23 protein-coding genes are annotated in these 24,443 nt (G+C 63.0%); 14 read left to right on the top strand and 9 right to left on the bottom strand.

Annotated features, from left to right (window positions below; translation table 11 throughout):
• Positions 1-10 precede the first annotated feature (10 nt).
• The 5 genes from mtrA (at position 11) to secA (ending at position 8,416) form a co-directional block, all read left to right on the top strand.
• The gene (gene mtrA / locus JZY06_RS07595) at positions 11-685 is read left to right on the top strand and encodes an MtrAB system response regulator MtrA (RefSeq protein ID WP_207278958.1); all 675 of its coding nucleotides are present in this window, start codon (positions 11-13) and stop codon (positions 683-685) included.
• A gap of 129 nt (positions 686-814) precedes the next feature.
• Positions 815-2,557 carry an MtrAB system histidine kinase MtrB gene (gene mtrB, locus JZY06_RS07590; RefSeq protein ID WP_242516843.1) on the top strand — a complete coding sequence of 581 codons (1,743 nt, stop codon included), beginning with the start codon at positions 815-817 and terminating at the stop codon, positions 2,555-2,557.
• Positions 2,557-4,326 (top strand): MtrAB system accessory lipoprotein LpqB, encoded by a 1,770-nt coding sequence (gene lpqB, locus JZY06_RS07585; protein WP_330617190.1) that lies wholly within the window; start codon positions 2,557-2,559, stop codon positions 4,324-4,326. The genes mtrB and lpqB overlap by 1 nt, the downstream gene beginning before the upstream one ends.
• A 319-nt stretch (positions 4,327-4,645) precedes the next feature.
• The gene (gene hpf / locus JZY06_RS07580) at positions 4,646-5,326 is read left to right on the top strand and encodes a ribosome hibernation-promoting factor, HPF/YfiA family (protein WP_207278956.1); all 681 of its coding nucleotides are present in this window, start codon (positions 4,646-4,648) and stop codon (positions 5,324-5,326) included.
• A 453-nt stretch (positions 5,327-5,779) separates the two neighbouring features.
• Positions 5,780-8,416 (top strand): preprotein translocase subunit SecA, encoded by a 2,637-nt coding sequence (secA, locus tag JZY06_RS07575; protein ID WP_242516841.1) that lies wholly within the window; start codon positions 5,780-5,782, stop codon positions 8,414-8,416.
• 205 nt (positions 8,417-8,621) lie between these two features.
• Here the strand turns inward: secA and JZY06_RS07570 are convergent, their stop codons facing one another.
• On the bottom strand, positions 8,622-9,098 hold the full coding sequence (locus JZY06_RS07570; protein WP_207278954.1) for a hypothetical protein: 477 nt from the start codon (positions 9,096-9,098) through the stop codon (positions 8,622-8,624).
• 386 nt (positions 9,099-9,484) lie between these two features.
• Here JZY06_RS07570 and JZY06_RS07565 point away from each other — a divergent pair, with 386 nt between their 5' ends.
• The 5 genes from JZY06_RS07565 to JZY06_RS12625 all read left to right on the top strand — a co-directional run bounded on the left by JZY06_RS07565 (position 9,485) and on the right by JZY06_RS12625 (position 12,733).
• A complete protein-coding gene (locus JZY06_RS07565) occupies positions 9,485-9,895 on the top strand; it encodes an HAD family hydrolase (RefSeq protein WP_207278953.1) in 411 nt (136 codons plus the stop codon).
• An 89-nt stretch (positions 9,896-9,984) separates the two neighbouring features.
• A complete protein-coding gene (locus JZY06_RS07560) occupies positions 9,985-10,488 on the top strand; it encodes a DUF6912 family protein (RefSeq protein WP_207278952.1) in 504 nt (167 codons plus the stop codon).
• Between the two features lie 1,207 nt (positions 10,489-11,695).
• Positions 11,696-11,818: an ImmA/IrrE family metallo-endopeptidase gene (locus JZY06_RS12630; RefSeq protein ID WP_377769096.1), complete on the top strand. Its 123-nt coding sequence runs from the start codon at positions 11,696-11,698 to the stop codon at positions 11,816-11,818.
• Positions 11,793-12,143 (top strand): ImmA/IrrE family metallo-endopeptidase, encoded by a 351-nt coding sequence (locus JZY06_RS07555; RefSeq protein ID WP_407929823.1) that lies wholly within the window; start codon positions 11,793-11,795, stop codon positions 12,141-12,143. Before JZY06_RS12630 ends, JZY06_RS07555 begins: the two co-directional genes overlap by 26 nt.
• A 347-nt stretch (positions 12,144-12,490) precedes the next feature.
• Positions 12,491-12,733, top strand: a complete 243-nt coding sequence (locus JZY06_RS12625; RefSeq protein WP_377769090.1) for a DUF4411 family protein — start codon at positions 12,491-12,493, stop codon at positions 12,731-12,733.
• Positions 12,734-12,828: 95 nt separating this feature from the next.
• Here the strand turns inward: JZY06_RS12625 and JZY06_RS07545 are convergent, their stop codons facing one another.
• The 3 genes from JZY06_RS07545 to aroA all read right to left on the bottom strand — a co-directional run bounded on the left by JZY06_RS07545 (position 12,829) and on the right by aroA (position 17,212).
• Positions 12,829-14,595, bottom strand: a complete 1,767-nt coding sequence (locus tag JZY06_RS07545) for a chloride channel protein (protein WP_330617189.1) — start codon at positions 14,593-14,595, stop codon at positions 12,829-12,831.
• A 245-nt stretch (positions 14,596-14,840) separates the two neighbouring features.
• Positions 14,841-15,851 carry a ribosome small subunit-dependent GTPase A gene (gene rsgA / locus JZY06_RS07540; protein WP_207278950.1) on the bottom strand — a complete coding sequence of 337 codons (1,011 nt, stop codon included), beginning with the start codon at positions 15,849-15,851 and terminating at the stop codon, positions 14,841-14,843.
• A complete protein-coding gene (gene aroA / locus JZY06_RS07535; protein ID WP_242516826.1) occupies positions 15,851-17,212 on the bottom strand; it encodes a 3-phosphoshikimate 1-carboxyvinyltransferase in 1,362 nt (453 codons plus the stop codon). The genes rsgA and aroA overlap by 1 nt, the downstream gene beginning before the upstream one ends.
• A gap of 70 nt (positions 17,213-17,282) precedes the next feature.
• Between aroA and JZY06_RS07530 the strand changes: the two genes are divergently transcribed.
• Positions 17,283-18,059, top strand: coding sequence for an SOS response-associated peptidase (locus JZY06_RS07530; protein WP_207278948.1), 777 nt, complete (start codon positions 17,283-17,285; stop codon positions 18,057-18,059).
• Here the strand turns inward: JZY06_RS07530 and ybaK are convergent.
• Complete coding sequence (ybaK, locus tag JZY06_RS07525) at positions 18,056-18,568, bottom strand: Cys-tRNA(Pro) deacylase (RefSeq protein ID WP_207278947.1); 513 nt, start codon at positions 18,566-18,568, stop codon at positions 18,056-18,058. The two genes, JZY06_RS07530 and ybaK, sit on opposite strands and share 4 nt — an antisense overlap.
• A gap of 192 nt (positions 18,569-18,760) precedes the next feature.
• On the opposite strand from ybaK, the gene JZY06_RS07520 reads away from it, so the two are divergent.
• A complete protein-coding gene (locus tag JZY06_RS07520; protein WP_330617188.1) occupies positions 18,761-19,372 on the top strand; it encodes a sigma-70 family RNA polymerase sigma factor in 612 nt (203 codons plus the stop codon).
• On the top strand, positions 19,369-19,638 hold the full coding sequence (rsrA, locus tag JZY06_RS07515; RefSeq protein ID WP_207278945.1) for a mycothiol system anti-sigma-R factor: 270 nt from the start codon (positions 19,369-19,371) through the stop codon (positions 19,636-19,638). Before JZY06_RS07520 ends, rsrA begins: the two co-directional genes overlap by 4 nt.
• A gap of 266 nt (positions 19,639-19,904) precedes the next feature.
• Here the strand turns inward: rsrA and JZY06_RS12620 are convergent, their stop codons facing one another.
• From JZY06_RS12620 to JZY06_RS07505, 3 genes are all read right to left on the bottom strand, one after another.
• A complete protein-coding gene (locus tag JZY06_RS12620; protein WP_377769095.1) occupies positions 19,905-19,979 on the bottom strand; it encodes a 50S ribosomal protein bL37 in 75 nt (24 codons plus the stop codon).
• 259 nt (positions 19,980-20,238) lie between these two features.
• Complete coding sequence (locus JZY06_RS07510; RefSeq protein WP_207278944.1) at positions 20,239-20,499, bottom strand: WhiB family transcriptional regulator; 261 nt, start codon at positions 20,497-20,499, stop codon at positions 20,239-20,241.
• Between the two features lie 459 nt (positions 20,500-20,958).
• The gene (locus JZY06_RS07505) at positions 20,959-21,936 is read right to left on the bottom strand and encodes a diacylglycerol/lipid kinase family protein (protein ID WP_207278943.1); all 978 of its coding nucleotides are present in this window, start codon (positions 21,934-21,936) and stop codon (positions 20,959-20,961) included.
• A gap of 64 nt (positions 21,937-22,000) precedes the next feature.
• On the opposite strand from JZY06_RS07505, the gene JZY06_RS07500 reads away from it, so the two are divergent.
• Positions 22,001-22,453, top strand: a complete 453-nt coding sequence (locus JZY06_RS07500; RefSeq protein ID WP_207278942.1) for a hypothetical protein — start codon at positions 22,001-22,003, stop codon at positions 22,451-22,453.
• A gap of 296 nt (positions 22,454-22,749) precedes the next feature.
• Here the strand turns inward: JZY06_RS07500 and JZY06_RS07495 are convergent.
• Positions 22,750-24,443 (bottom strand): Rv3212 family protein (locus JZY06_RS07495; RefSeq protein WP_207278941.1); only part of this gene is annotated, 1,694 nt, incomplete at its 5' end.

The raw sequence follows: 24,443 nt of genomic DNA, 5'->3' as shown, positions 1-24,443 counted from the left end.
AAGGAATCCCATGAATTCGAAAATCCTCGTCGTCGACGATGACCCCGCGATCTCCGAGATGCTCACCCTGGTCCTGCAGGCCGAGGGTTTCGCGACTGTCGCCGTCATGGACGGGGCTGAGGCAGTGGCGACCGCGGAACGGGAACAACCCGATCTGATCCTTCTGGATTTGATGCTTCCCGGCATGAACGGCATCGACATCTGCAAGGCGATCCGCCAGAAATCCTCGGTGCCGATTGTCATGCTCACCGCGAAAACCGACACCGTCGATGTGGTGCTGGGACTGGAATCGGGTGCCGACGACTACGTCAACAAGCCGTTCAAACCGAAAGAACTCGTCGCCCGCATCCGTGCCCGGCTGCGGCGGAAGGAAACAGATCCCGCCGAGCTGCTGGAAGTCGGGGATCTCACCATCGATGTTCCCGGCCACATGGTCACCCGCGGTGAGGAGGAAATTCAGCTCACCCCGCTGGAGTTCGATCTTCTGCTGGAACTGGCCCGCAAACCCCGGCAGGTGTTCACCCGCGAGGAACTGCTGGAAAAAGTATGGGGCTACCGGCATGCCAGCGACACCCGGCTGGTCAATGTCCATGTGCAGCGGCTGCGCGCCAAAATCGAGCAGGATCCGGAAAACCCGCAGATCGTGCTCACTGTTCGTGGGGTGGGCTACAAAACCGGCGAATAGCCGCCGGAGACGTTGTTTTTTGAAGTTTTCACCCATTTCCCACCCGTACACCACCGGCGGCGGCACGTCCGCCGCTGTGGTGTGGTTGACCGACGAGGATCAAGCGCCATCAGTTCGTTTTCCACAAGGCTGAAAAATAAAGCCCTCACCTCCTGGCGGACGTCGCTGCAGGTCAGGGTGATCGGCTCTATTCTGGCCGCTTCATCTGCGGTGGTGCTGATTTTGGGTTTGGTGATGGTGTCGTTTGTCGCCCAGCAGCTGGTCGACTCGAAACTGACCATCGCCACCAGCGAGATCGAGCGGGCCCGGGCCACCGTGGAACAGCAGATCGCGGCCACCGACACCTCCAACACGCTGCAGGTGAGGCTGAATTCGGCGCGCGCCGCCCTGACCAACAGATCCGGATCCACGTCGGCCGATTCCACGGCCGTCTTCGAACCGGTGGTCATTGTCACCGGCAACGACGATACGGTCACCGCCTCCCCGGAGGGCTACCGGATACCCGCCTCACTGCGGCAGTTCGTGTCGAAAAACCAGGTGGCCTACCAGTATTCGACCATCAACCGGGCCGACGGGTCGACCTACAAGGCGCTGATCATCGGCACCCCCACTGATTCGGATATCCCCGGGCTGCAGGTCTATCTGGTCCTGCCGCTGGAAAACGAGGAATCAACCCTGGCGCTGATGCGTGGGCTGCTCTCGGCCGGTGGGGTGGTGCTGATTGTGCTGCTGCTCGGGATCGCCTGGCTGTTGACCCAGCAGGTTACCGCCCCGGTGCGGTCGGCCTCGCGGATTGCGCAGCGTTTCGCCGCCGGACATCTCAAAGAACGCATGCGGGTGGAAGGCGAAGACGAGATGGCCACCCTGGCCGACTCCTTCAACGCCATGGCCGAATCATTGTCGAAGCAGATCACCCAGCTGGAGGAATACGGCAACCTGCAAAGACAGTTCACCTCCGATGTCTCCCACGAGCTGCGCACCCCGCTGACCACGGTGCGGATGGCCGCCGACATGATCGCCGACAAAAAAGACGAACTCGACCCCTACACCGCCCGGGCCAGTGAACTGATGACCCGCGAGCTGGACCGCTTCGAATCGCTGCTGGCTGATCTGCTGGAAATCTCCCGCCACGATGCCGGGGTGGCTGATCTGTCGGAGGAAAAAGTCGATATCCGCAACTGCATCACCTCGGTGTGGCCGCAGGTGTCCCACCTGGCCGATGAACTCGGGGTGGAGGTCACCTTCCGGCTGCCCGACCAGCCGGTGATCGTCACCGTCGATACCCGGCGCATTGAACGGATTCTGCGTAATCTTCTGGCCAACGCCATCGACCATTCGGAGGGCAACCCGGTGGAAGTGGTGCTGGCGGCAACCACCGATGCCGTGGCGATCACCGTCACCGACCACGGGGTGGGGCTGAAACCCGGCCAGGAAGAACTGGTGTTCAACCGTTTCTGGCGGGCTGATTCCTCCCGGGTGAGGCATTCCGGCGGGACCGGCCTGGGGCTGGCGATCAGCCACGAGGACGCCCTGCTGCACGGCGGGACACTGGACGCGTGCGGCGAACCGGGGATCGGATCCTGCTTCCGGTTGACCATTCCCCGCATCCCCGGCCAGACCGTCACCGATTCACCGCTGCCGCTGGCGGTCCCGGCCCCGCATGTTCCGCCCGGCAAACCGAAAGTCCAGCCGGTACCGCAGCCGGTGGATTCGGCCCCCGCCCGGGACAACGGGATGGTGTCCGGGTTCCGTGGGTTTGATGACAGTCTGGTTGATGCGCAAGCCGATACCGACGGGGTGACCCACATCTTCCACCCGTCGGCCGGGATGGATCATCCCGGAACCGAGAACCCCGGGCAGCGAGGACTGTGATGATGACAACAGCAGGTTTCACACGGGTAACCCGGACCGGGCGCAGGGCTGCTGCCGCGGCTGTCCTTGCTGCGGTGTGTCTTGTCGCGGGCGGCTGCACCAGCCTGCCGGGGGATTCCTCACCGCAGGTGGTGCGCAGTTTCAGCCCGGCGCCGTCGACGGAAGAGGAAATTGCGCCCACCCCGGGCCAGGAACCGGATCTTTTGCTGCGCGATTTTTTCACCGCTTCCGGTAAACCGACCCAGAAACACCAGGCGGCCCGGGCGTTTTTGACCCCGTCGGTGGCAGAGCGGTGGGATGATTCGGCGGCCACCCTCATTCTGGACCGGATCGATTTGAATGCCGAACCCGGGGCCAGTGAAGACAACATCTCCTACGTGGTGCGCGGCACGGTGGTCGGCAAACTGGAAACCGGTGGTGTGTTCACCCCCGAAAACGCCTCCTACGAGGCGAAAATGGAACTGTCACGCACGGGCGGGCAGTGGCGGATATCGGCCCTGCCGCCCGGGGTGATCATGGAACGCACCGAATTGCGCAACCGCTACACCCCGCAGGAACTGTTCTTTTTCAACCCGTCGGGGCGGATGCTGGTGCGTGACCGGCGGTGGGTCTACAACGGCCAGGCCAGCCTGGACACCGCGCTGCTGTCACTTTTGATGGAAGGCCCGCAGAAACTGCTCGCCCCCGGGGTGGTCAACGACATCCCGCCCACCGGGGTGTTCGCCGGCTACGAGCAGGGGGTCTACGGGTTTACCGGATTCGAGGATCTGGACTCCGACGAGCGGCACCGTTTTGCGGCCCAGGTTGTGTGGGTTCTGGCCCGCGCCGGAATCCCCGGCCCCTACCGGGTGCAGCTGGACGGCACCCCGATTGACCCGGATCATCTGGAGCTTTCGGTGGAGGATGTCGCCGAATTCAACCCCAATGCGCAGGCGGGCACCATCTCCCCGCTGTATGCGCTGAAAAACGGTTCCCTGTCGACCATCGACGGCTACACCGTCACCCCGGTGCCGGGTCCGTTGGGTCAATCCCAGCAGGTCGAATCAGCTGACGTGTCCTCCTCCGGGGGAGTGGCCGCTGCGGTGATCAGCCGGGGCAGCGGGGACAGCAAAGTCTCTGAACTGGTGCTCGGGCCGGTGGGCGGGCCGACGACCAAAGTGCAGGAAGCCAGGACACTGACCCGCCCGTCGTTCGAGTATGAGGCCACCGCCGTGTGGAGTGTGGTTGACGGGCGCACCATCACCCGCATCGCCCGGTCGACCTCCACCGGGGAGATGTCGCAGATCGAAGTCGATTCTTCTGTTCTTTCCGGCCAGTCGCCCGACGGGCCCGGGGAGCCGATCAGTGTGCTGCGGCTGTCACCGACCGGTGTGCGGGTGGCATTCATCCGCGACGGGTCGGTGTGGGTGTCGACGGTCTCCCGGCCCAAACCCGGTGACCGGGCGATCGCCAACGCCACCGAAATCGCCCCGGCCCTGGGGGATACCGCCTTATCGCTGGACTGGCTGCAGGACGGCTCACTGGTGGTGGGCACCTCCTCGCCGGCCACCCCGGTGTGGCATGTGGAAACCGACGGATCCTCGTTGACGCCGCTGCCCAGCGGCAATATCACTGCCCCGGTGGTGGCGGTGGCCGCCAGCCCCTCCACCCTGTATCTCACCGACGCCCACGCCATGCTGCAGCTTCCCGCCGCAGCCTCGGCAGCCGCCTTCTGGCGGGAAGTTCCGGCGGTGCAGGGCACCCGGGCTGTGCCGGTGGTCGCCAACTAGTGGTCGGGGCCGGCAACAAGCCCGGCCCCGTGTGCTCCGGGCGGGGAGCGGAGAATTACCGGACCAGTGGGGCAACCGCCGGTTGGGCTTGCCATACCCGCAGGCCCCCCGCATAGGGGGTGGGGGAGAAAATTTGAACTGCGTTAACGAGTCAGCAACAGTCCGCTTTCCCGGGTTTTTGCCGGATTGTGTTTTTCAACCCCTTCAGCCGGTGGCGCCCACAGGTAGAATTGGCCGTGGAAGTCCCCGTCACCCGAGGGCACTGTCAGTAATCCCGCTCACAGTGCCGGGGTGAGCCGATACCGGGAGGTAAAAGCACGTGACCACACCTGCTGACAATGAAAGCGCCCTGCGACCGGAGACACAGGTCTCTATCACCGGCCGCAATGTCGAGGTCCCCGACCACTTCGCCGAGCGCGTGAACACGAAACTGGCGAAGATCGAACGACTCGACCCGACGCTGACCTTCTTCCATGTCGAACTGCACCATGAGCCGAACCCGCGCCGTGGTGACCAGTCCGACAAGATTCAGATCACCGCCACCGGCAAGGGGCACATTGCCCGCGCCGAGGCGAAGGAAGACAGCTTCTACGCCGCCCTGGAAACTGCTCTCGCCCGTATGGAGCGTTCCCTGCGCAAGGTCAAGGCCCGCCGCAAGATCGCCCGTTCCGGACACCGTGCCCCCCTGTCCACCGGTGAAATGGCGGCAGCCGCTGTCGCTGATCTGAGTGAGCCGCAGGCGGCCAAGGAGCAGTCCGAATTCGACAACGACCCCTACGCCGATTCGGTCAAGGATGTTGTCCCCGGCCAGATCGTCCGCCGCAAGGAGCACTCCGCCACCCCCATGAGCGTCGATGACGCTCTCAGCGAGATGGAACTGGTCGGACACGACTTCTACCTGTTCGTCAACGAGGAAAACAACCGCCCGTCGGTGGTCTACCGCCGCCACGCCTTCGACTACGGCCTGATCACCCTGGCCGAGGAAGAAGACAACGGCTAACCCCCGGAGCACACCTTCCGGGATGGCAAGCCCCATCCCGGAAGGTCTGTCCCGCAGGTGGGATGGCAACCCGGTTTTTTGAAAAAACCTGCTTCCCGCCGGGCGGTGACCGGGCCGGTGACACGGCAGAAAACTTGTGAGCAAACCCGGATCGGGTGCCGGTGAGTGTGGCACCCGATCCGGGTTTGGCCTTGTTTTAGCCAGCGGCGGTGCATCAGGTGTGTGGACCGGTTGCGTAGAATGAACCGGTGATATGGGCGGTGTACCCGCCGGCATCCATCCGACCAGGCCGTTGCCGACCGTTTGCCACGGTTGACCGGAGTAATGAGGATGCCCTTTGGCACCGGTTTTTTCCGTGGTGTCGCGGATGCCGTCGACCGCACCGGCCCAAAAAACAATAGCGAACGTATACATTCCCGGATTACTTTCAAAGGACGACTGCCCGTGTTCAAAATGCTCAACATTCTCCGAGTCGGCGAAGGCCGCGCCGTCAAACGGCTCGCCAAAATCGCCGACCAGGTGATGGCCCTTGAGCCGCAGTACGCCGATATCAGCGATGACGACCTCAAGGCGAAAACCGGCGAGTTCAAAGACCGTCTCGCCAAAGGGGAAAGCGTCGATGATCTTTTGCTGGAGGCCTTCGCCGTTGCCCGTGAGGCATCGTGGCGTGTTCTCGGCCAGAAGCACTACAAGGTTCAGATCATGGGCGGTGCGGCCCTGCACTTCGGCAACGTCGCCGAGATGAGAACCGGTGAAGGTAAAACCCTGACCTGTGTGCTTCCCGCCTACCTCAACGCCCTGGAGGGCAAGGGCGTGCACGTGGTCACCGTCAACGACTACCTGGCCAAACGCGACTCCGAGTGGATGGGCCGCGTGCACCGTTTCCTGGGGCTTGAAACCGACGTTATTTTGGGCGATATGACCCCGCCGCAGCGGCGCAAAGCCTACAACGCCGATATCACCTACGGCACCAACAATGAGCTGGGCTTTGACTACCTGCGCGACAATATGGCCAAATCACTCGACGAGCTGGTGCAGCGCGAACACCACTACGCCATCGTCGACGAGGTGGACTCGATTCTCATCGACGAGGCCCGTACCCCGCTGATCATCTCCGGGCCGGCCGACGGCTCGAGCGAGTGGTACCACGCTTTCTCCGAGATCGTGCCGCGCATGAAGCCGGAAATCCACTACGAGGTCGACCACCGCAAACGCACCATCGGTGTGCGTGAGGAAGGTGTCTCCTACGTCGAGGATCAGCTCGGCATCGACAACCTTTACGCCCCCGAGCACTCCCAGCTGGTCAGCTACCTCAACAACGCCATCAAAGCCAAGGAGCTGTTCACCCGCGACAAGGACTACATTGTCCGCAACGGCGAGGTGCTCATCGTCGACGAGTTCACCGGCCGTGTGCTTCCCGGCCGCCGCTACAACGAGGGCATGCACCAGGCGATTGAAGCCAAAGAGGGCGTGGAGATCAAAAACGAAAACCAGACCCTGGCGACCATCACCCTGCAGAACTACTTCCGTCTCTACGACAAGCTGGCCGGGATGACCGGTACCGCCGAAACCGAAGCCAGTGAGCTGCACCAGATTTACAAGCTTGATGTGGTCCAGATTCCGACCAACCGCCCCAACCAGCGCAAAGACCTCGACGACCTGATCTACAAGACCCAGGAAGCCAAGTTCGCCGCGGTGGCCGACGATATTGCCGAATGCGTCGACAAAGGCCAGCCGGTGCTGGTGGGCACCACCTCGGTGGAACGAAGCGAATACCTGTCCGGGCTGCTGCAGCGCAAAGGCATCAAACACCATGTGCTCAACGCCAAGCACCACGAGGAAGAAGCCGAAATCGTCGCCCAGGCCGGTTTGCCCGGTGCGGTGACAGTGGCCACCAACATGGCCGGCCGCGGCACCGACATTGTCCTCGGTGGCAACCCCGATATTCTCGCCGACATCAACCTGCGTGAGCGGGGCCTCGACCCGGTGGAAACCCCGGACGAATACGAGGCCGCCTGGGATGAGGAAATCGAGAAGATGAAGGCCCGCCAGCAGAAATACGCCGAGAAGGTCCGTGAGGCCGGTGGGCTGTATGTGCTGGGTACCGAACGCCACGAGTCCCGCCGCATCGACAACCAGCTGCGCGGTCGTTCCGGCCGTCAGGGCGACCCGGGCCAGACCCGCTTCTACCTGTCGATGCGTGACGAGCTGATGGTGCGTTTCGTCGGCCAGTCGATGGAAAACATGATGAACCGCCTCAATGTGCCCGATGATGTTCCGGTCGAGGCGAAAATGGTGACCAACGCCGTCAAGGGTGCCCAGACCCAGGTTGAGCAGCAGAACTTCGAGATGCGCAAAAACGTGCTCAAATACGACGAGGTCATGAATGAGCAGCGCAAGGTCATCTACAAAGAACGCCGCCAGATTCTCGACGGCGCCGATGTTGCCCCGCAGGTGCGCAACATGATCGAGGAAACCATCACCGCCTATGTCGCGGCCGAGACCTCCGAAGGCTATGTCGAGGACTGGGACATGGACAAGCTGTGGAAGGCCCTGGAATCCCTCTACGGCCCGTCGAAGGGGTGGAAAGAACTGCTGGAATCCCCCGACTGCGGCCCGAAGGGCGAGCTGGCCGCCGACGATCTGCTGGAAACGCTGATCAAGGACGCCCAGGAGCAGTACACAGAACTGGAAGACGGTGTCGAACAGCTCACCGGCGATATCTCCAACATGCGGGATCTGGAACGCTCCACCATCCTGTCGGTGGTCGACACCAAGTGGCGCGAGCACCTCTACGAGATGGACTATCTCAAAGAGGGCATCGGCCTGCGTGCCATGGCGCAGCGTGACCCGCTGGTGGAATACCAGAAAGAAGGCGGCGACATGTTCAACGCCATGAAGGACGCCATCATGGAAGAAACCGTCCGCAGCCTGTTCACCGTCCGCTCCCAGGTGCTGCCCGCCATCCAGGCCTCCGGCAACCCGGACACCAACAATGACGGGGTGGTCGATGAAAAAGACCTCGACCCCAACCCCGACCAGGGTCCGGATCCCTCCGCCATGAAGTACTCCGCACCCGACGAGGTGTAAAACAGCCAGCCAGCCCGGCCGGGCACGCATCCGGTCCCGGCACGGTAGCGCCATCCACCGCCGTCGGCGGGGTGGGGAAAATCCCGCCCCACCGACGGCGGTGGTGTTTTTTATCCGCCGTTTCACATCCCACTGCCGCGCATTCGACCCGACGGTGTCCGGGGCAACCACCACCCTGCGAAAGCGGGGAGGGGACAGAGTCCCGCTAGAGGATCCGCAGGCCGGCCAGCTGAAGTTTCGTGCTGATACGCCGGTCGGAGGAAGCGACGAAATACCCGCAGAAGGCCTGTCGCTTCGTGCCGCAGCGAAGAGAACCGGCGACCTCGTAGCGGCTGGTTCCGGGCACGGCCTGCACATGGCAGGACAACATACTGACAGGAGTGTCAGGACGCCGGGCGGTGTTGACTTGGATGACTACCTCCCGGCGGACAGCGGCACCAAATTCCGGTCGGTCCATCATGGTCAGCGGCCTGGTTCCGGCGGCTGTTTCCACGCACAGCACAATCTTGCGGCACATCCAGCCGAAGGTGTCCCGGTCGACCGGGCAGGGGCCGAAACTGCGGGGGGAGGCCATCGTGCGGGCTACAGCTGTCCCGGGCCGGGCGGTCGCCGGTGGTGGTAGCTGTGGTGAATCAACCAGTTTCAGATGGGCTGAACCCGGAACCGGGGCGAGGACGGTCATGGTGGTTTGCTCTCCTGGATGGGTGGGACAAGATACGGCCACGGGGCCGCTGTGGCTGTGTGACAACGGGGGCGGGGTGGCCCCTCACACCCGATATCCAGTTGGACTTGGAAAACCGGTCGCCGGTTCCCACCCGTCGTGGTGAAAGCCGCGCCACGGCCGCGGCGTGTAGGGTTTTTGTGGTAAACCCCACCGACCCCCGGATGCCACCGGGCGCCGGGAGGGACATATGCCGTCTGCCGTGGCCGCTGTGACAGCGCGGATTGTGTCGCCCCGAAGCGTGGCTCATCCGGATACCGCTTGTGGCTGCAGCCGTTGTTGCCGTGGCGGGTAAGACGTGCACACAGCAGAAAACAAACAGATGAAAGACTGGTGGAGAAAGCAAAGTGCGAGGATTGATCGTCGATTACTGTGGTGTCCTTGATGTCAGTGAAGAGGATTCCCGCCGTTGGCGGGCTCTTTTTGCAGCCGCGAGGAAAAACAATGTCGCAACGGCTGTGCTGAGCAATGATCCCGGTGGCCCCGGTGCCGAGCACATCCGTGAATGGGAGTTCAACGGCATTGTTGATGCTGTGGTGCTCTCCGGGGAGATCGGACACGACAAGCCGGATCCGCGGGCTTTCGCCATTGCCGCCGACACCATCGGTGTGGAGATGAACGACTGTGTGCTGGTCGACGATTCGATTCTCAATGTGCGCGCCGCTGTCGACAACGGTCTGGTCGGTGTCTACTACCAGCAGTTCGACCGGGCAGTCGTCGAGATCACCGGTCTGTTCAACATCGAGGGCGAGTTCTAGGCCGACAGGCCCCGCACCCTGCCCCACCAGCCGGGGACACCACAAAAACAGTCTGCGGCTGCATCTACCGAGGAGTTTATTTCAACGACATGCGTGTCTATCTTCCGGCGACATTCGCCAGCTTGAAGGAATTGTCCGATACCGGGGAAATGGTGGTTCAGCAGGGCTGGGGTTTTGCCGTCACCCCGGCACTCGAAGAGTTTTACACCGTCGGCGATGAAGAGGAAATAGCCCATGTGGCGTTCCAGGAGGCCGCCCGTGCATCGCTTCGGCTGCTGAGTCTTGGAACCGAGCATTTCCCGCACCGCCGGGTGGTTGTCACTGTCGACGTGGATGACAAGCAGGTCACGCCGACGCCTGAAAACGGGGAAGCGGTTGTTTCCCTTGATCCGCAGCGGATCAGTTTTGCTGATCTGGCTGCCCTGCACGTCGATATCGGTGCCAACGAGGAAGCCACGGCGCAGGGTGTGGAAGCCGTCCACGACGCCGATCTGGGCGATGAGGACGCGGAACTGACTGTCGGGGATGCACTGGACAACTTCCTCGCCTGGTACGACCCGACAGAGCTGAATGTTCTTGTGGCACTGATGTAGCCGGTTCGGTCGGATGAAACGGCAACCCACAACCGGGTGTCTGCCCTGCAGGCACCCGGTTGACGGCTACCCGGGTAGTGCAGTTTGTGCAAAATTGGCTGATATCAGGTCTGCTGTGTGGACTCCGGCCGCCGGGCAGAAGGCCGTGAGCCTGCATCAGGGCCGCCGAGATCTGACTGTTTTCACCATCCGATTCACCGGCCCGGCCGGGGAAGTTGAGGCCGGGGTGCTGTGTTGAGACAACAATGCGGACGACAACGGCATCGTCCTGTTCATCCGGAAAAAGCCTGTGACCATCTCCGCCGCGGGCAATCTGAAATCCGGGTCGGGAAAGATGGTTTTTGTCCGGTCGGTGATGCCGGTGCAACACGGTGGCATGCAACGAAAAGGCTGTTTCTACAACGGCTGTTGTGGAATCTCATAGTGGTTGCTCCAGGTTCTTCCCGGGATATACGTTGGAAAAAACGGAGCACACTTGCGTGTTTTCCCAATCGGCGTCGCCCCAAAAAGGTCTTTTCGGTTCTTCATTGATACCGGGAGGGGCTGACGAGAGGGGAGTTGAAATTCCTGGTGGTTTGTCTCTGCAGGCAAGATGATGGGAACAACGAAAGGAGGGGCCAATGGGGTTGCATATCAGCATCACCCCTTGTGTGCCGCAGTGGACAGTTCACCGAGCAGGACTTACTCCCGAAGATCTTGCAAAATAAGTTGACCTCCGTCGGCTGCACTCTTGGCTCTCCGGAGACAGCAAGCCCACCCTGCGTCGGGCGGAAGTCCTTGCCGCGGCTGCCCGGATTCCCTTTGGATACCTCCTCCTGGATGAAGCAACCGACGATCCCCTCAACCTTCCCGATTTCCGTACCCTGAATAATCGGCAACCATCCACCGTCAGCCCCGATCCACGGGATGTCATCAACGAGTGTTCCCTTCGTCTGTCCTGCTACGCGGAATATGCCGGTGAAGTCGGCATTGAAGCTCCTAGCCTGTTGGGTAGTGCTGGACTCGACTAATCCCCAAACAAAGCAGAGCAACTGGTGGCCAAGACTCTCGGATGGGCCGCAGGAGGTAAAAAACGTGGCCGGGAAACAATCGCTTCTTTGCCCGACGTGAACGAGGATGCTGGGATTGTTGTGATGCGCAACTCTTGTTGTGGGCAACAACACTCGCCGGCGTCTTGAGCGTAGATGAATTCCGCGGATTCAATCTGGTGGACGATTGTTATTCTCTGATCTTCATCAATGCAGCTGACGCGAAGACCGCTCAGCCATTCAGTTTGGCCCATGAACTGGGGCACGTTGTCCTGGGTGAGCCCGGTATTTTTTGGAGATGAGGAAGAGCAGGATCGCGCCGCGCGCTGGTGCAATCGTTTTGCGGCAGAATTTCCGCTTCCCGGGGTTGATATTGTCGAACGTTTTTCCGGGAAAAAAGACACACTTCAATGTGTGGAAAAACAGGCTCGTACTTATGGCGTCAGCCGTGAGGCCGTGACATGGCGCTTGGTGGATCGGAGAAAAATCAGCCACGCTGAAGCTGAGACACTGATTGCCTCTGTCCCACCTGTCAGCCGCAGGAAGAAAGATGGCGGCGGTTCGGATACACCACACGGACCCGTTTGGGGCGTCACTTTGTGGGAGCTGTTGCCGAGGCCGCTATGAGCGGTGATTTGTTCCAACGGGATGCGGCACGTTTTTCCGGGAGTGCGCAATGCCGCAGCTTTGCTGCACCGTGGTGGACTTCGGCTCGGAGGCCGCGTAATCGTGTACTTGATTGACACCAACATTCTCGCGGAGGGGAGAGTCGGTATCCTTGTGGTATTTTTCCCGGGTAGTGGCGTGAATCAAGCAATCTTGCCTCTTCCGGGAAGACCTTTTTTTCACACGAAGGTCAGGGATGAAACCGTTGTGTGGGACGATCAAGTAAACAAGTGGTTCAAGGAATGTGTGCCTCCTGAAGCATGAGTACCGGTAGATGAGGATCAGCTTTTCCTGTTACCGGGAATTGGTTGAACGGGCAAAGAACGAACACCGCCCGTATAACTTTGGGGGCCGGAAAAGATTTTTTGTCGGTTGCGGATTCCTGGATTGTGGCGGCTGCCACAAGCCGCCACCTGACGATCGTTACCTATGAAGTCAGTGCGAAGTCCGCAAAATCAAAAGTCAAGATTCCTGATGCTGCAGAGGCCTTGGGGGTGCCGTGCATTGACCCCCGTCGAATGTGTCGAAACGGAAAAATCGTTGTCGGCTAGAGGGTTGTCTGCGGTTGACATCACGTCGGTTCAACGCGGCTGATCAACCGCTTCGTGCGCGTCAACGGAAACCCCAAAATCTGCAGAAAACCCACCTACTGTCGTGGGGTATCCCCACTCTGGCCGGGATCCCGGTCCAGGGTATCGCTGTCCTGGGCGGCCCGGGTGGTGTCGTCGTCACCTATTTCGTCCGGGCCTTTGGGTTTGTCGGCCACTTCGTCCGGGTGGCTGCCCAACGGGTTACCGTCGGCGGACTCCCTGTCGTTGGGTTTGATGTCTTTGTGGGTGACATCGGGGTGGATTTTGCCGTCGCTGTTGGCGTGCTGTTTGCCGACCGAGTCATTGGAGGAACTGGTTCCGGTCCAGGCCGCGGTGGTGAAAGCCGCGAGTTTCACTTCCTTTTTCAGGATGACGCCCAGCACCCGCACCGACAGGGCGGCGGCGATGACCGTCAAAAACAGTGCCAGGTAGCCCTGGGCTGCCATGTCGGTGAATTCAACCGCGGCCAGCATGCCGAACATGGGGGCCGCCATGGTGGTCGACAGGAAAGCCGCTGCCCCCATAATGGCGAAGGCTGCTGTGGGAACATCGGGAAAAAGCGGGGCCAGCAGGGTGCCGATCAGCGCCCCGATAATCGCCCCCAAAGAAAAACTGGGGGTCAGGGTACCGCCGACAGTGCCGGCCCGGAAACACATGATGATGGCGGTGGCTCTGATGATGGCCAGAAATACCAGCGTCAGCGCCGGGATACCGACAGTGAAGACTTCCTCCGCCGCCCACCGGCCGGAACCGGACACGCCGGGCACGAAGTTTGCGGCCACCGCCAGACCGATGAACACAATCGGCATTTCCCAGAGAATATTCGCACCCAGGGGCCTGGCAGCTGCTGCCTTGCGGGCGCCGATACCGAACAGGTGCCCGGCCAGGCCCGCGCACACACCCACAATCAGGGCAGCGATGAGCATCTGCGGTTTTTCGCTCAATTCAACTGTCGCGTAGATCGGGTGCGGGTCGATGAACACACCGGCTGCCGCCACCGCTGTCGCCGAGGTCAACATGGCGGTGACGACGGTGCGGGTGGACATCTCAACCAGCAGCAGTTCCAGGGCGAACAGGGCGCCTGCCAGTGGAAGGTGGAAGGATGCCGCCAAACCGGCACCGGCGGCCGATGCGACCAGTATGCGCCGGGCGTCACTGTCCAGGTGCAGCGCAGAGCTGATGCGTGAAGCTGCCAGACCACCAGCCAGGCGCGGGGCGTTTTCGCGTCCCACCGGTGCACCCGCGGCAACGGCTGTTACCTGCGCAAACGCTGACACGGTTGTTTCGAAAACCGGCATTTTCGTCCCTGCCATGGCACCCGGCACAGATACTGCCGGACGGCCGAAGCGTTTGAGCAGATACCACGTCCAGGAGCTGAACAGCCCCACCAGAAACAAGGTGACCGCCAGTCGGAAAGGGCTGACATTCGAGCCGGGAAACACCGATGAGTAGTGGTTGACGCCGTAGACCTTTTCCTCGGTCCATAGCACCGTGTAGTTCAAAGCTGCCGTCAAAAGACCGGTGACAATGCCGGTGAGTACCGCATAGAGCGCCAGGTGGTTCAGCGGTGTTTCAGTCATCGGGGCCCGCAGGATGGGTGGTGAAGCCTGGGAGGAATTGTCCTTGTGCTCGACGGTTTTGTGGTGCCGCCGTTTTCTTCCCCACAGCCTGGACCGTTTTTTGTGCCGGCGTTTGGCCCCCGAAGAGCGGGTGTCCGGGTTGGGGGACCGGTCATGATGGGCGTCATCGACCCGGCGTTCAGGCAGGGGGCGCCCAGCATGGTCATCGTCGCGGGAATGCCCGCTGCCGATCCACCAGCCCATGAATGCTCCCTGGTACTGAAAAAATGAAGGAAATACTCCGCCCGGCTTACGGTGCTGCCGGGAAATTTTAAGGGTTGTCTCACCCAGACTAACCGGTCACAAGGTCTGTTGCCGGCCGATTGGGCGGATCAAACCCGCCGGTGGGGCACCCGTTGGACACCCGGGTCACCGGGTGATGATCCGGCCGGCGTGCCGGGAGGGCGAAAACCGGAGGGTTTAAGGGTTTTCAGGTTCTGCGGAGGGGTCTACATATCCCAGTCGTCGTTGGTGTTGAGGGCCTCAATGATCTGGCGGATGGCCGCAAGCCGCCTGGCCGATGCCCCGTCGAGACTGTCCAGGGCGCATTCGGGATCGGCGGGTGGACCCAGGTGGGTGCAGCCGCGGGGGCAGTCGGCGGCAGTGTCGCGCAGATCGTCGAACACCCCGATGACGGTGTCGGGCTGGATATGGGCCAAACCGAAACTGCGGATACCGGGGGTGTCGATGATCCAGCCGCCGCCGGGCAGCCTGAGTGCCACCGACTGGGTGGAGGTGTGACGGCCTTTACCCACCCCGGAGACTTCCCCGGTCGCCCGGTCGGCATCGGGTACCAGCCTGTTGACCAGAGTGGATTTACCGACCCCGGAATGGCCGATTAACGCGGTGACATGCCCGTCGATGAGATCGGTGACCGATTCCAGCCGATCGTCGATACCGCAGGTGACCACCGGCACATCCAGGGCGGCGAAGTTGGCGGCGAATTCGGCCGGATCCGCCAAATCCGACTTCGTCAGGCACACAATAGGTTCAATCTTGCCGGCGAAGGCGGCCACCAGGGCACGCTCGACGAAACCGGCCCGGGGTGGGGGATCGGCGACCGCGCACACAATGAGCAGCTTGTCGGCATTGGCGATGACAATCCGTTCGAAGGCGTCCGTGTCATCGGCGGTCCGCCGCAGCACACTGGTGCGCTCTTCCAGTTTGACGATCCTGGCCAAACTGCCCGGTGCACCGGAGGTGTCACCGACCACACCCACCCGGTCCCCGACCACAATGCCGGTCCGACCCAGTTCCCGGGCGCGCATGCACACAATCGGCTCTCTGTCCGGGCTGCCGGCGTCCCGGTCCAGCACCACCCCCCAGCGGCCCCGGTCCTTGGTGACCACCAGCCCGAACTCGGCGTCATCGTGGCTGGGCCGGACCTTGGATCTGGGCCGGGAGCGTTTACCGGGCCGGATTTTCACATCCGATTCATCCCACCGGCGACGTGCTGCCACTAGTTCTCACCGTCCTCGACCACGCTCAGCCGCGGTGACGGCCCGTCGACCAGCCGGTGCCACAGGCTACTGAAATCGGGCAGGGTTTTCCTGGTGGTCCCGATATCGGCGACAGTGACCCCCGCAACCGCCAGGCCGATGATCGCGCCGAAGGTGGCCATCCGGTGGTCGGCATAGGTGTGCACATGCCCGCCGTGCAGTTGCGCCGGTTCAATGATCAGGCTGTCGGCGCTGTCACGGCAGCACCCGCCCAAACGGGTGATCTCATTGGTCAGGGCTTTCAGACGGTCGGTTTCATGCCCGCGCAAATGCCCGATACCGGTCAGCCGGGACGTGGTGGTGGCTACAGCGGCGACCGCGGCCACAGTGGGGGTCAACTCCCCGAGATCGCTCAAATCAATATCGATGCCGGTCACAGTCCCCGGTTTCGGCCCCGTCAAGGTCATGGTGCCGCATCCGGGATGATCCGGATCAGCGTCGAACCGGCTCGTGCATCCCATGGCCTCGAAAATGGGGATGAACTGCGCGCCGGGCTGGGTTGTCGTCTTGGGCCAGGCCCTGATGCCCACACTGCCGCCGGTGACAGCCGCCGCCGCCAGGAAAGGACCCGCATTCGACAGGTCCGGTTCCACGACCCAGTGGTGTGCCGCCACCGGACCCGGGTGGACGGTCCACGAATCCGATCCGGCGTCCACTGTGACGCCCGCCTGCCGCAGCATGTCGACGGTCATGTCGATGTGCGGCTGGGAGGGAAGCGCCCCACCGACGTGGGTGACGGTGATGCCGGTTGCATAGCGTGCCCCCGACAACAACAACCCGGAGACAAACTGGCTCGAGGACGACGCATCAATGGTGACCCTGCCGCCGGCCGGTACCCCGGCGGAGGAATCGATGGTAAACGGCAACCGGGAACCGGTGACTGTCACCCCCAAATCGGCCAGCGCATCCAGCATGGTCGACATCGGGCGCAGCCGGGCCTGGGCATCACCGTCGAAAGTGACCTCCCCGCCGGCCAGGGCGGCGGCAGGCGGCACGAACCGCATGACGGTTCCTGCCAGCCCGCACTCGATGTGCCCGGGGCCTAGCTGCGCCGGGTCGACGCTGATCACCGGCAGCGGGCCGGTGGTGTCGATGGTGATGGCCACCCCCAGGCCGCGCAATGCGTCAACCATCAGTTCAGTGTCCCGGGACACAAGGGCACCGGTAATCGTCGACGGGCCATCAGCCAGGGCTGACAGGATCAGCGCCCGGTTGGTGATCGACTTGCTGCCGGGAACGCTCAGCGTGCCGGTCACAGGGTGCCGCGGGTGCGGGGCGGGCCAGGAATCAGCGTGGTGGTGGGTTTCGGTCACACAGCCCATCATAGGGGGTGCCGGCCCGCCGGTCCGGCGGCCCACCGGCGGGAAAAACAAGCCGATACAATCGGTGGCCGTGTGCGGGCGTTACGTATTGTTCAGCGGCGGTGACCATCTGCTGGCCTCAGCTGCGGCGTGGCCGGGAATCGGCACAGTTGTCGCCCCGGAAGGTCTGCCCGGTCCCAGATTCAATATCGCCCCCACCACCCCGGTCCCGATTGTGCGGGCGGCAGGTCAAGGGGACAATCCATCGGCGGCAGCTGCCGCCCGCGGGGCACTGTCGGTGGTCGGGTCGTCACCTGCAGGGCTGGAGTTGCTGGTTGTTCCCGCCCGCTGGGGATTGCTGCCGCACTGGAAAAAAGACCTGGACGGTCCCGTGCTGTTTAATGCACGCACGGAAACGATGGCCGCCAAACCCTCCTTCCGGGCGGCCGTGAAATACCGCCGCTGCCTGGTGCCGATGAACGGCTACTACGAGTGGCGCAGCAAACAGCCCTACTTTGTCTCACCCGCCGGGGACAGCGGATGCGGGGCGGAAGCCGGAGACAGCACCGCGCCCGTGTTGTGGGCGGCCGGCCTGTGGGATACCGGGCTGGACCTGGTGTCCGCGGCCATTGTCACCACCGCTGCGCGGGAACCGATCGACTGGCTGCACGACAGAATGCCGGTGTTTCTGGAGGGCGACAATGCCGTCCGCTGGCTGACCCGGGACGCGGACGAGGCCGTGGCTGTTGCCGCCACCACGCAGGAGACGATTGTCAACAGCCTCGTGACCCGCCGGGTCGGCAGGCAAGTGGGTGATTCGCGCACCACCGGCGGGCACCTGATCAGCCCGGCAGGTGAACTGTTCTAGTCGGCGGCGATATCGGCGGTGACTGCGCCGGTGACCGCTGCCAAATCCTGCGGGGAAAGCTCAATGTCGAGTCCGCGCCTGCCCCCGGAGACGCATATCCGGCCGTAATTGTTGGCGGAAGAGTCGATGACCGTGGGCAGCGGATTTTTCTGTCCGACCGGGGAGATGCCGCCCGCAATGTAGCCGGAGGAGCGCTGCGCATCCTGTTGGTCGGCCATATCCGCTTTGGCCGACCATCCCAGCGCCCTGGCGGCCTTTTTCAGCGACAGGCTGCCGGTGACCGGCACACAGGCGACAGCCAGTCCGCGGTTGCCTGTGGTGCCGTGTTCCCGGATCACCAGTGTCTTGAAAATCTGGCCGGCTTCGATTCCCTCGGCAGCCAGTTGCGCCGCGGCATGGTCACCGAAGTGGTCGTGACCCGGGTCGAATTCGTGGACACCGAAGGCAACACCGGACTGCGTCAGCACCTGCAGGGCCGGGGTGGCCGCCGATTTCTTCTTCTTTGCCATGTGCCCAAGCCTAGGACCGTGCCGTCTGTTGCGGGAAAAGCTGTGGCGGCAGTTGCCGCGCCCGGGTTCCGCCCCCCCCGGCAGCGGGACTGCTGCAGCAGGGCCATCCACTACTATGGTTGCGGCGGACACCGCATGTTGCAAGGCCCCGGTGCTACCGCCGGACCCGACTACCCAGCGGAGGTGAGCGTCGTGGCCGATGACACGCCAGACGAACTCGAACGGCGCTTCGAGCAGGAAGCACTGCCCTTTATCGATCAGCTGTATGCCGGTGCACTGCGCATGACCCGCAATCCCGCGGATGCGGAAGATCTTGTGCAGGACACTTACATGAAGGCCTTCCAGGCGTTCGGATCCTTCAAAAAGGGAACCAACCTGAAGGCCTGGCTGTACCGGATTATGACCAACACCTACATTTCCGCCTACCGGAAAGCGAAACGGCGCCCGTCGCAGACATCGGCCGACGAGATCACCGATTCGCAGCTTCTGACCTCGTCCTCCCACCAGGCGCAGGGACTGGAGTCGGCGGAAGTGGAAGCGCTGAAGCTGCTGCCCAACAACGATATCGCCGAAGCCTTCAATGATTTATCCGACGACTACCGGATGGTGGTCTGGTACGCCGACGTGGAGGGCCTGGCCTACAAAGAGATCGCCGAGATCATGGACACCCCGATCGGAACGGTGATGAGCCGGCTGCACCGGGGAAGAAAACAGCTCCGCGACAAGTTACGTGAAGTGGCACGTGATTCAGGCATTGATGTCGATGCTGCCGATCCGACGACCGCGAAGGGAGCCACGAAATGAGCCGCAACGACTGCAACTGCGACTGCGCGGAGGTCTACGCCTCCGTCTACGAGCTGGTGTACGGCCGCTGCGACGAATCCCGTCGCGCCGCCCTTGTCGCCCACATCGACAACTGTCCCGGCTGCCTGGAGAAACTGGGCATTGAAAAACAGGTTGCCCGCCTGATCAAACGTTCCTGCTGTGAACCGGCCCCGGCGCACTTGAAAGAACGCATTGTGGTGCGCCTGCGGGTGCACACCACCACCATCCGGCACAGCCGCGACTGAGCCGCAGGCCCCGGCAACCGCCGCCACCATCATCCGCGGGCGGATGGCGCAGGCACGTGAAAACCCCCACCGGCGCAGCCGGTGGGGGCGAACAGAACACGCCGGTGGCGCTGTCAGGGACTTGTCTTTGCCCGCCGCGGCAGGTGCAGCCGCAGCTGGGCTGCACCTGCCGCGGCGGGCGGGGGAAAACGACACAACCGGCCGGGGGATGAATATCCGGGGGCGGTTACAGGCAGTCCTGACAGTGCTTGCGTCAGGGGCCGGTACTAGGCGTTGGGGCGCCTGCCGTGGTTGGCCTTCTTCTTGCGGCGTTCTTTACGCTTGCGGCCACGTTTGCTCATGGTCGGTCTCCTTAGTCGTTGGGGGTGGTGCGGCGAAACCGGAGTGTCTGTGACCTGCCGGAGGAAAAGTGATCCGCGCCGCGGATGGTTCGCCAAAAGTCTAGTCGGGACCGGATGGTGCACCCAAACCGGTCCCGGTTTTCAAAAAAAATCCCCGCCGGGGCGGCGGTGGCCGACCCGGCGGGGTGGAAGGTTGGTGACAGGTTCCGGTGGTGGAGACCTCTCGCCCGGAAGCTGTGCTGCGGGCTGCGGCTAAATACTAGACCCGGCTGGCGGCGCGGGCGCGGCCACGGTTCTTGCGGCGCTTGAGGGCGCGGCGCTCATCTTCGCTCATACCGCCCCACACGCCGGCATCCTGGCCGGACTCAAGTGCCCATGCCAGGCACTGGGAAGTCACCGGGCAGCGGTTGCACACCTTTTTGGCCTGGGCGATCTGGGCCAAAGCCGGGCCGGAGTTACCGACCGGGAAAAACAGTTCGGGGTCTTCGTCTCTGCATACTGCCTTGTGGCGCCAGTCCATGATTGTCTCCTTGATGTTAATTCTGGGTAAAAGTTCTGTTGCCCGCCGCTGTACTGCCGGAAAACGGACGTTATTGATAGTTTCTTTGGAACTGACTGATCGCACGCGAAAAGCAGGGCATTTCCACAGACACGGAAAAACCTTGCGGTGGTACCAGGGACAGGGGACCAACCGGTCGGGCGGAAAAACTTTTCCGACGGGTCCGAAGGAGGTTGTCCGCCGCCCGCCTTTGTGCAAGGGAAGCGGTGGAGGTGGTCAACCCCGTCAACCTTGGGCGGTCGCATGTGACCGTCAATCTCGTCAGCCGGGATATACGATCCGGAAACTACCGCCACCGACCCCTGTGACAGAGTGGGTGGCATCGCCGGACGCGTGACCGCGGCTGATCCAACGAGGGTTTATGCTCGCACGGATATCCCGAAAATACTAGTGTTTAAGACGAAAATGTGACAAAGAACACTATTTTCCATTGTCGCTAGGTGACACAACATCGATCACTTCGGCACACGAAACAAGTTCGAGTTTCTTGGATTTGCCCGCTGATTCGCCGTCAACCTGCCATTTCAGTGGTTCCTGGGAAGTGAGTACGAGACGGTCGATATCGTCAACCCGGATTTCGCGGAAATCCACCCGCATGAGACTCCAGCGGCGCTGGCCGATTCCCAGGGCGTGCAGCAGGGCCGCCGCGCCGCCCGGCCCGTCGATATCGCGCAGCCCGTACAGCGACAGGCCGTTGTCCACGGCGGCCGACGGGTTGAGGATCACCGGCAGGGGGCCGGCGTAGGTCCACGGGTTCGTGTTGGAGACCATCACCAGGGGAAGATGCTCCCCATGGGTGGTTTTCTCCCCGGAGTGCGCCCGGAAACTGATCGTCGGGCGGCGTTTGACCACCTCTGCCCAGGCCTTGAGGCCCAGCACCAGATAGGCGCCCGGGGTGGCGATCATGCCCCGCTTGCGCAGGCGTTCCATTTTGTCGATCACATTGGCATCCAAACCGATGCCGGTGTTGACGCAGAACCAGCGGTTTTCCACTCTGCCCAGGGGCAGGCGGCGCACCGACCGGGAGGCGATGAGGGAGGCGAGTTGTTTGGCCGCCGGTTCCGGATCGTTGGGAAAGCCCAGGGCGCGGGCGAAAACATTGGCGCTGCCGGTCGGTACCACCGCCAGAGCGGGAATATCCCCCGGGCCGGGCCGGTGGTCGGGATCGTGGCCCAACAACCCGTTGACGGCCTCATTGACCGTCCCGTCGCCGCCGACAACGATGACCACATCAAAGTCGCTGCGGGACAGTCCGCGGCAGATGTCTTCGGCGTGTCCGGCGTACATGGTGTGCACTGATTTGATCGTGCAGACTTTGGTCAGGGGGCCGACGATTCGGCGGGTCACCGAGTCCGTCAGGGACGTCGATTCCGGATTCGACAGCATCAGGGCTCGCATGGTGGGCAGTGTAGCGGAAAACCTGTTGCAGGCCGCGACCGCCCGCCGGGTAGAGTTGAAGCCCGTGACTGACACCACCACCACAGATCCCGTGCCCGTGCCCTGGCCCGTCCGTGCGGCGGGAATGCTGGCGATCGCTGAATCGGCACTGGTCCTCGTCTATTCCGTGTTTTTGATCATCCGGGATGTTCTCGGCTACCGGGATCCCTCGGCGGTGTTCGCCGAGCAGGCGGCGGGCCGGGCCGATTTTCTGGGGGTGGGAACAGCGCTGTGCCTGATCCTCATGTTCGGCGGGGTGGCCGCCGCCGGGGTCAACTACATGCGCGGCGGACGCTTCGGGCGCGGCCCGGTGTTCATGCTGCAGATTCTTCTTTTGCCGGTGAGCTGGTACATCATCCAATCCGGCCACTGGCCGGTGGCCGTGGTGGTGGCTGCTGTGGCACTGACCGGCCTGTATCTGCTCATCCATCCGGCCGCGGTGAGCCGGGCACAGTCCACCTACGCCTTCAAACAGTGAGAGCCTCACCGTGCGCCGTGCTCCTGAAGCCGGGAAAAGGACAACGCTGTTGACCCCCGTGAGTGGTGTCTTCTTGAAGGCTCGTCGTCATTGACGGCCGCATAAACAGCACCGCCTGTGCACCGTGACCGCTTGCGCGCCACCGTCGGCAGCGCAGGGAAAAAACCTTTGCTGCCAACCCCGCTTTTTCTCCCCCACCCTCACGGTGTTGTCAGCGGGGCAGGGGCAGCGGAGGTTGTTCTTTTCCGTCCGGCGGTGTCGGTGTCCGCCCGCCGGTTGACGGCCGGTCGGGTGTATCAGCTCCCGGCCGGGGTGGTGGTGGCCTGGCCTGTGGCGGCCTGTTCTTTGGCGACTTCGTCGGCGTCGCGCAGCCCCACCAGGGTGCGGCCGCGTTTTTCCACGATGGCCGGTCCCGCCACCGCCACGCCGACGACACCGGTGTAGCTGTCCCGGTCCACCGCAATGGAGCGGGTGATCACCGTCGAGTAGCCGTCGGTGACGTCATAGCCCTGGTTGGTGGGGATGAACAGCTGGCCGTCGATGTCAACCGGGGTGCCGGTCGCCTGATCGAAGACGGCCATGATCTCCAGGGTGTCGGGGGAGAAAAGAATCAGCCGGGCGCCATCGAAAAAACTCATCGCATGGGCAAGATCGCTGGTGACAGGGGTAAACACCGCACCGCTTCCCGGGGGATCGGCGGGCATCCGCGGCACCGGCTGCCGGCTGATCTGTGTGCCGGCGTCATCGAATGAGGCGATCTCGGCACTGTCCCGGCCGGTGAGAAGCTCCACTGCGGCAAGTCCCTGGCCGACGGCGACAAGATGGGCCGGGGCGTCCAGCGGGACGGATGCGCTGAACTCGGGTTTGCGGGAATCCTCCGGAACGCGGCCGACAAAACGCAGCCACCACTGTTGGCCGTCGACAATGATCGGCTCACCTGTTGCTTTGGTGCCCTCATCGCCGTCTGTTTCGGTGTGGTTGGCCGGGCAGACCTCGACAATGGCCACTGTTTCAGTCCGTGTCAGTGCAGAATCGATGGTGCAGTTCTCGGTGGGCTGCATATTCGGTTCCTGTTTGGCGGTTTTGTCCCCGTATTCGATGGTGCGCACCAGATCGGAGCGCCACAACTCCAGCCGGTCGGGGCCGACGGTGCCCGCGGCACTGTTGGACATCACCGGTGCCCCCGACAAAGAGGCGATATCGCTGCGGGTCGCCCGGTAGGTGCCGGTATCGGCGTTGATGGCGGTCACATCACCGCAGCCGCCCGGGAAGGCGTAGGCGGCAATGACACTTCCCCAGCTGGCCACCGACATCGAGCACAGGGTGCTGTCACGGGTGTAGCTCCACACCTCGTGGCCGTCGGTGGGATCCAGGGCGGTGACGGTGGCGTCGGTTCCGGCGAAGACCAGCCCGGAGTTTTTGTCGACCAGCGGCAGGGCCAGTTCCGGCACCGCAGGCGATGGCCGGCGCCAGGCTTCCGCCAGATTGTCCGGCGCCCGGTCAATCGCGGAAACCGGGTCAAACGGTGTGCTGAACGTCGTCAGATGCGAGTGGCGCACCGGTGCCCCCACCCACACGGTGGTCACCAGTGCGCAGCACACCGCGGCAATGACGCCGGCAGCCACCAGGTCACGGCGTTTGCGCCGCAACGGCCCCCTGACGCGCGGCTGTGCGGGCCCCGCGGATTCTGCTGCGGGGTCTGCGGCCTCGTCGGCGGGCACGGCGGCGGTGTCACTGTCACCGGGCAGGTCACCGTTCGTGGTCGTCCCGGCTGTATCCGGGTGCTGGCGGGACGGTGTCTCAGGGGGACCGTCCTGTGGAGTGTCGCCGCCGCCGGGTGCCGGTGCGGGATCCCCGTCGTGTGGCTGCTGCCGACCGTGGCTGGCGGTGGGCAACCCGCGCCAGGCCACCGCCGCAGCCAACGGCAGCAGGACTGCGGCAACAACACGTGTCGGTGGTTTGTTCACCGGCGACCCCCGCGGCCGGTCCG

It is taken from the genome of Corynebacterium mendelii, from assembly GCF_017307055.1.
Taxonomy (GTDB): Bacteria; Actinomycetota; Actinomycetes; order Mycobacteriales; family Mycobacteriaceae; genus Corynebacterium; species Corynebacterium mendelii.
The sequence above is the reverse complement of the archived record's forward strand: the minus strand, read 5'-3'. Positions and strand labels throughout refer to the sequence as shown.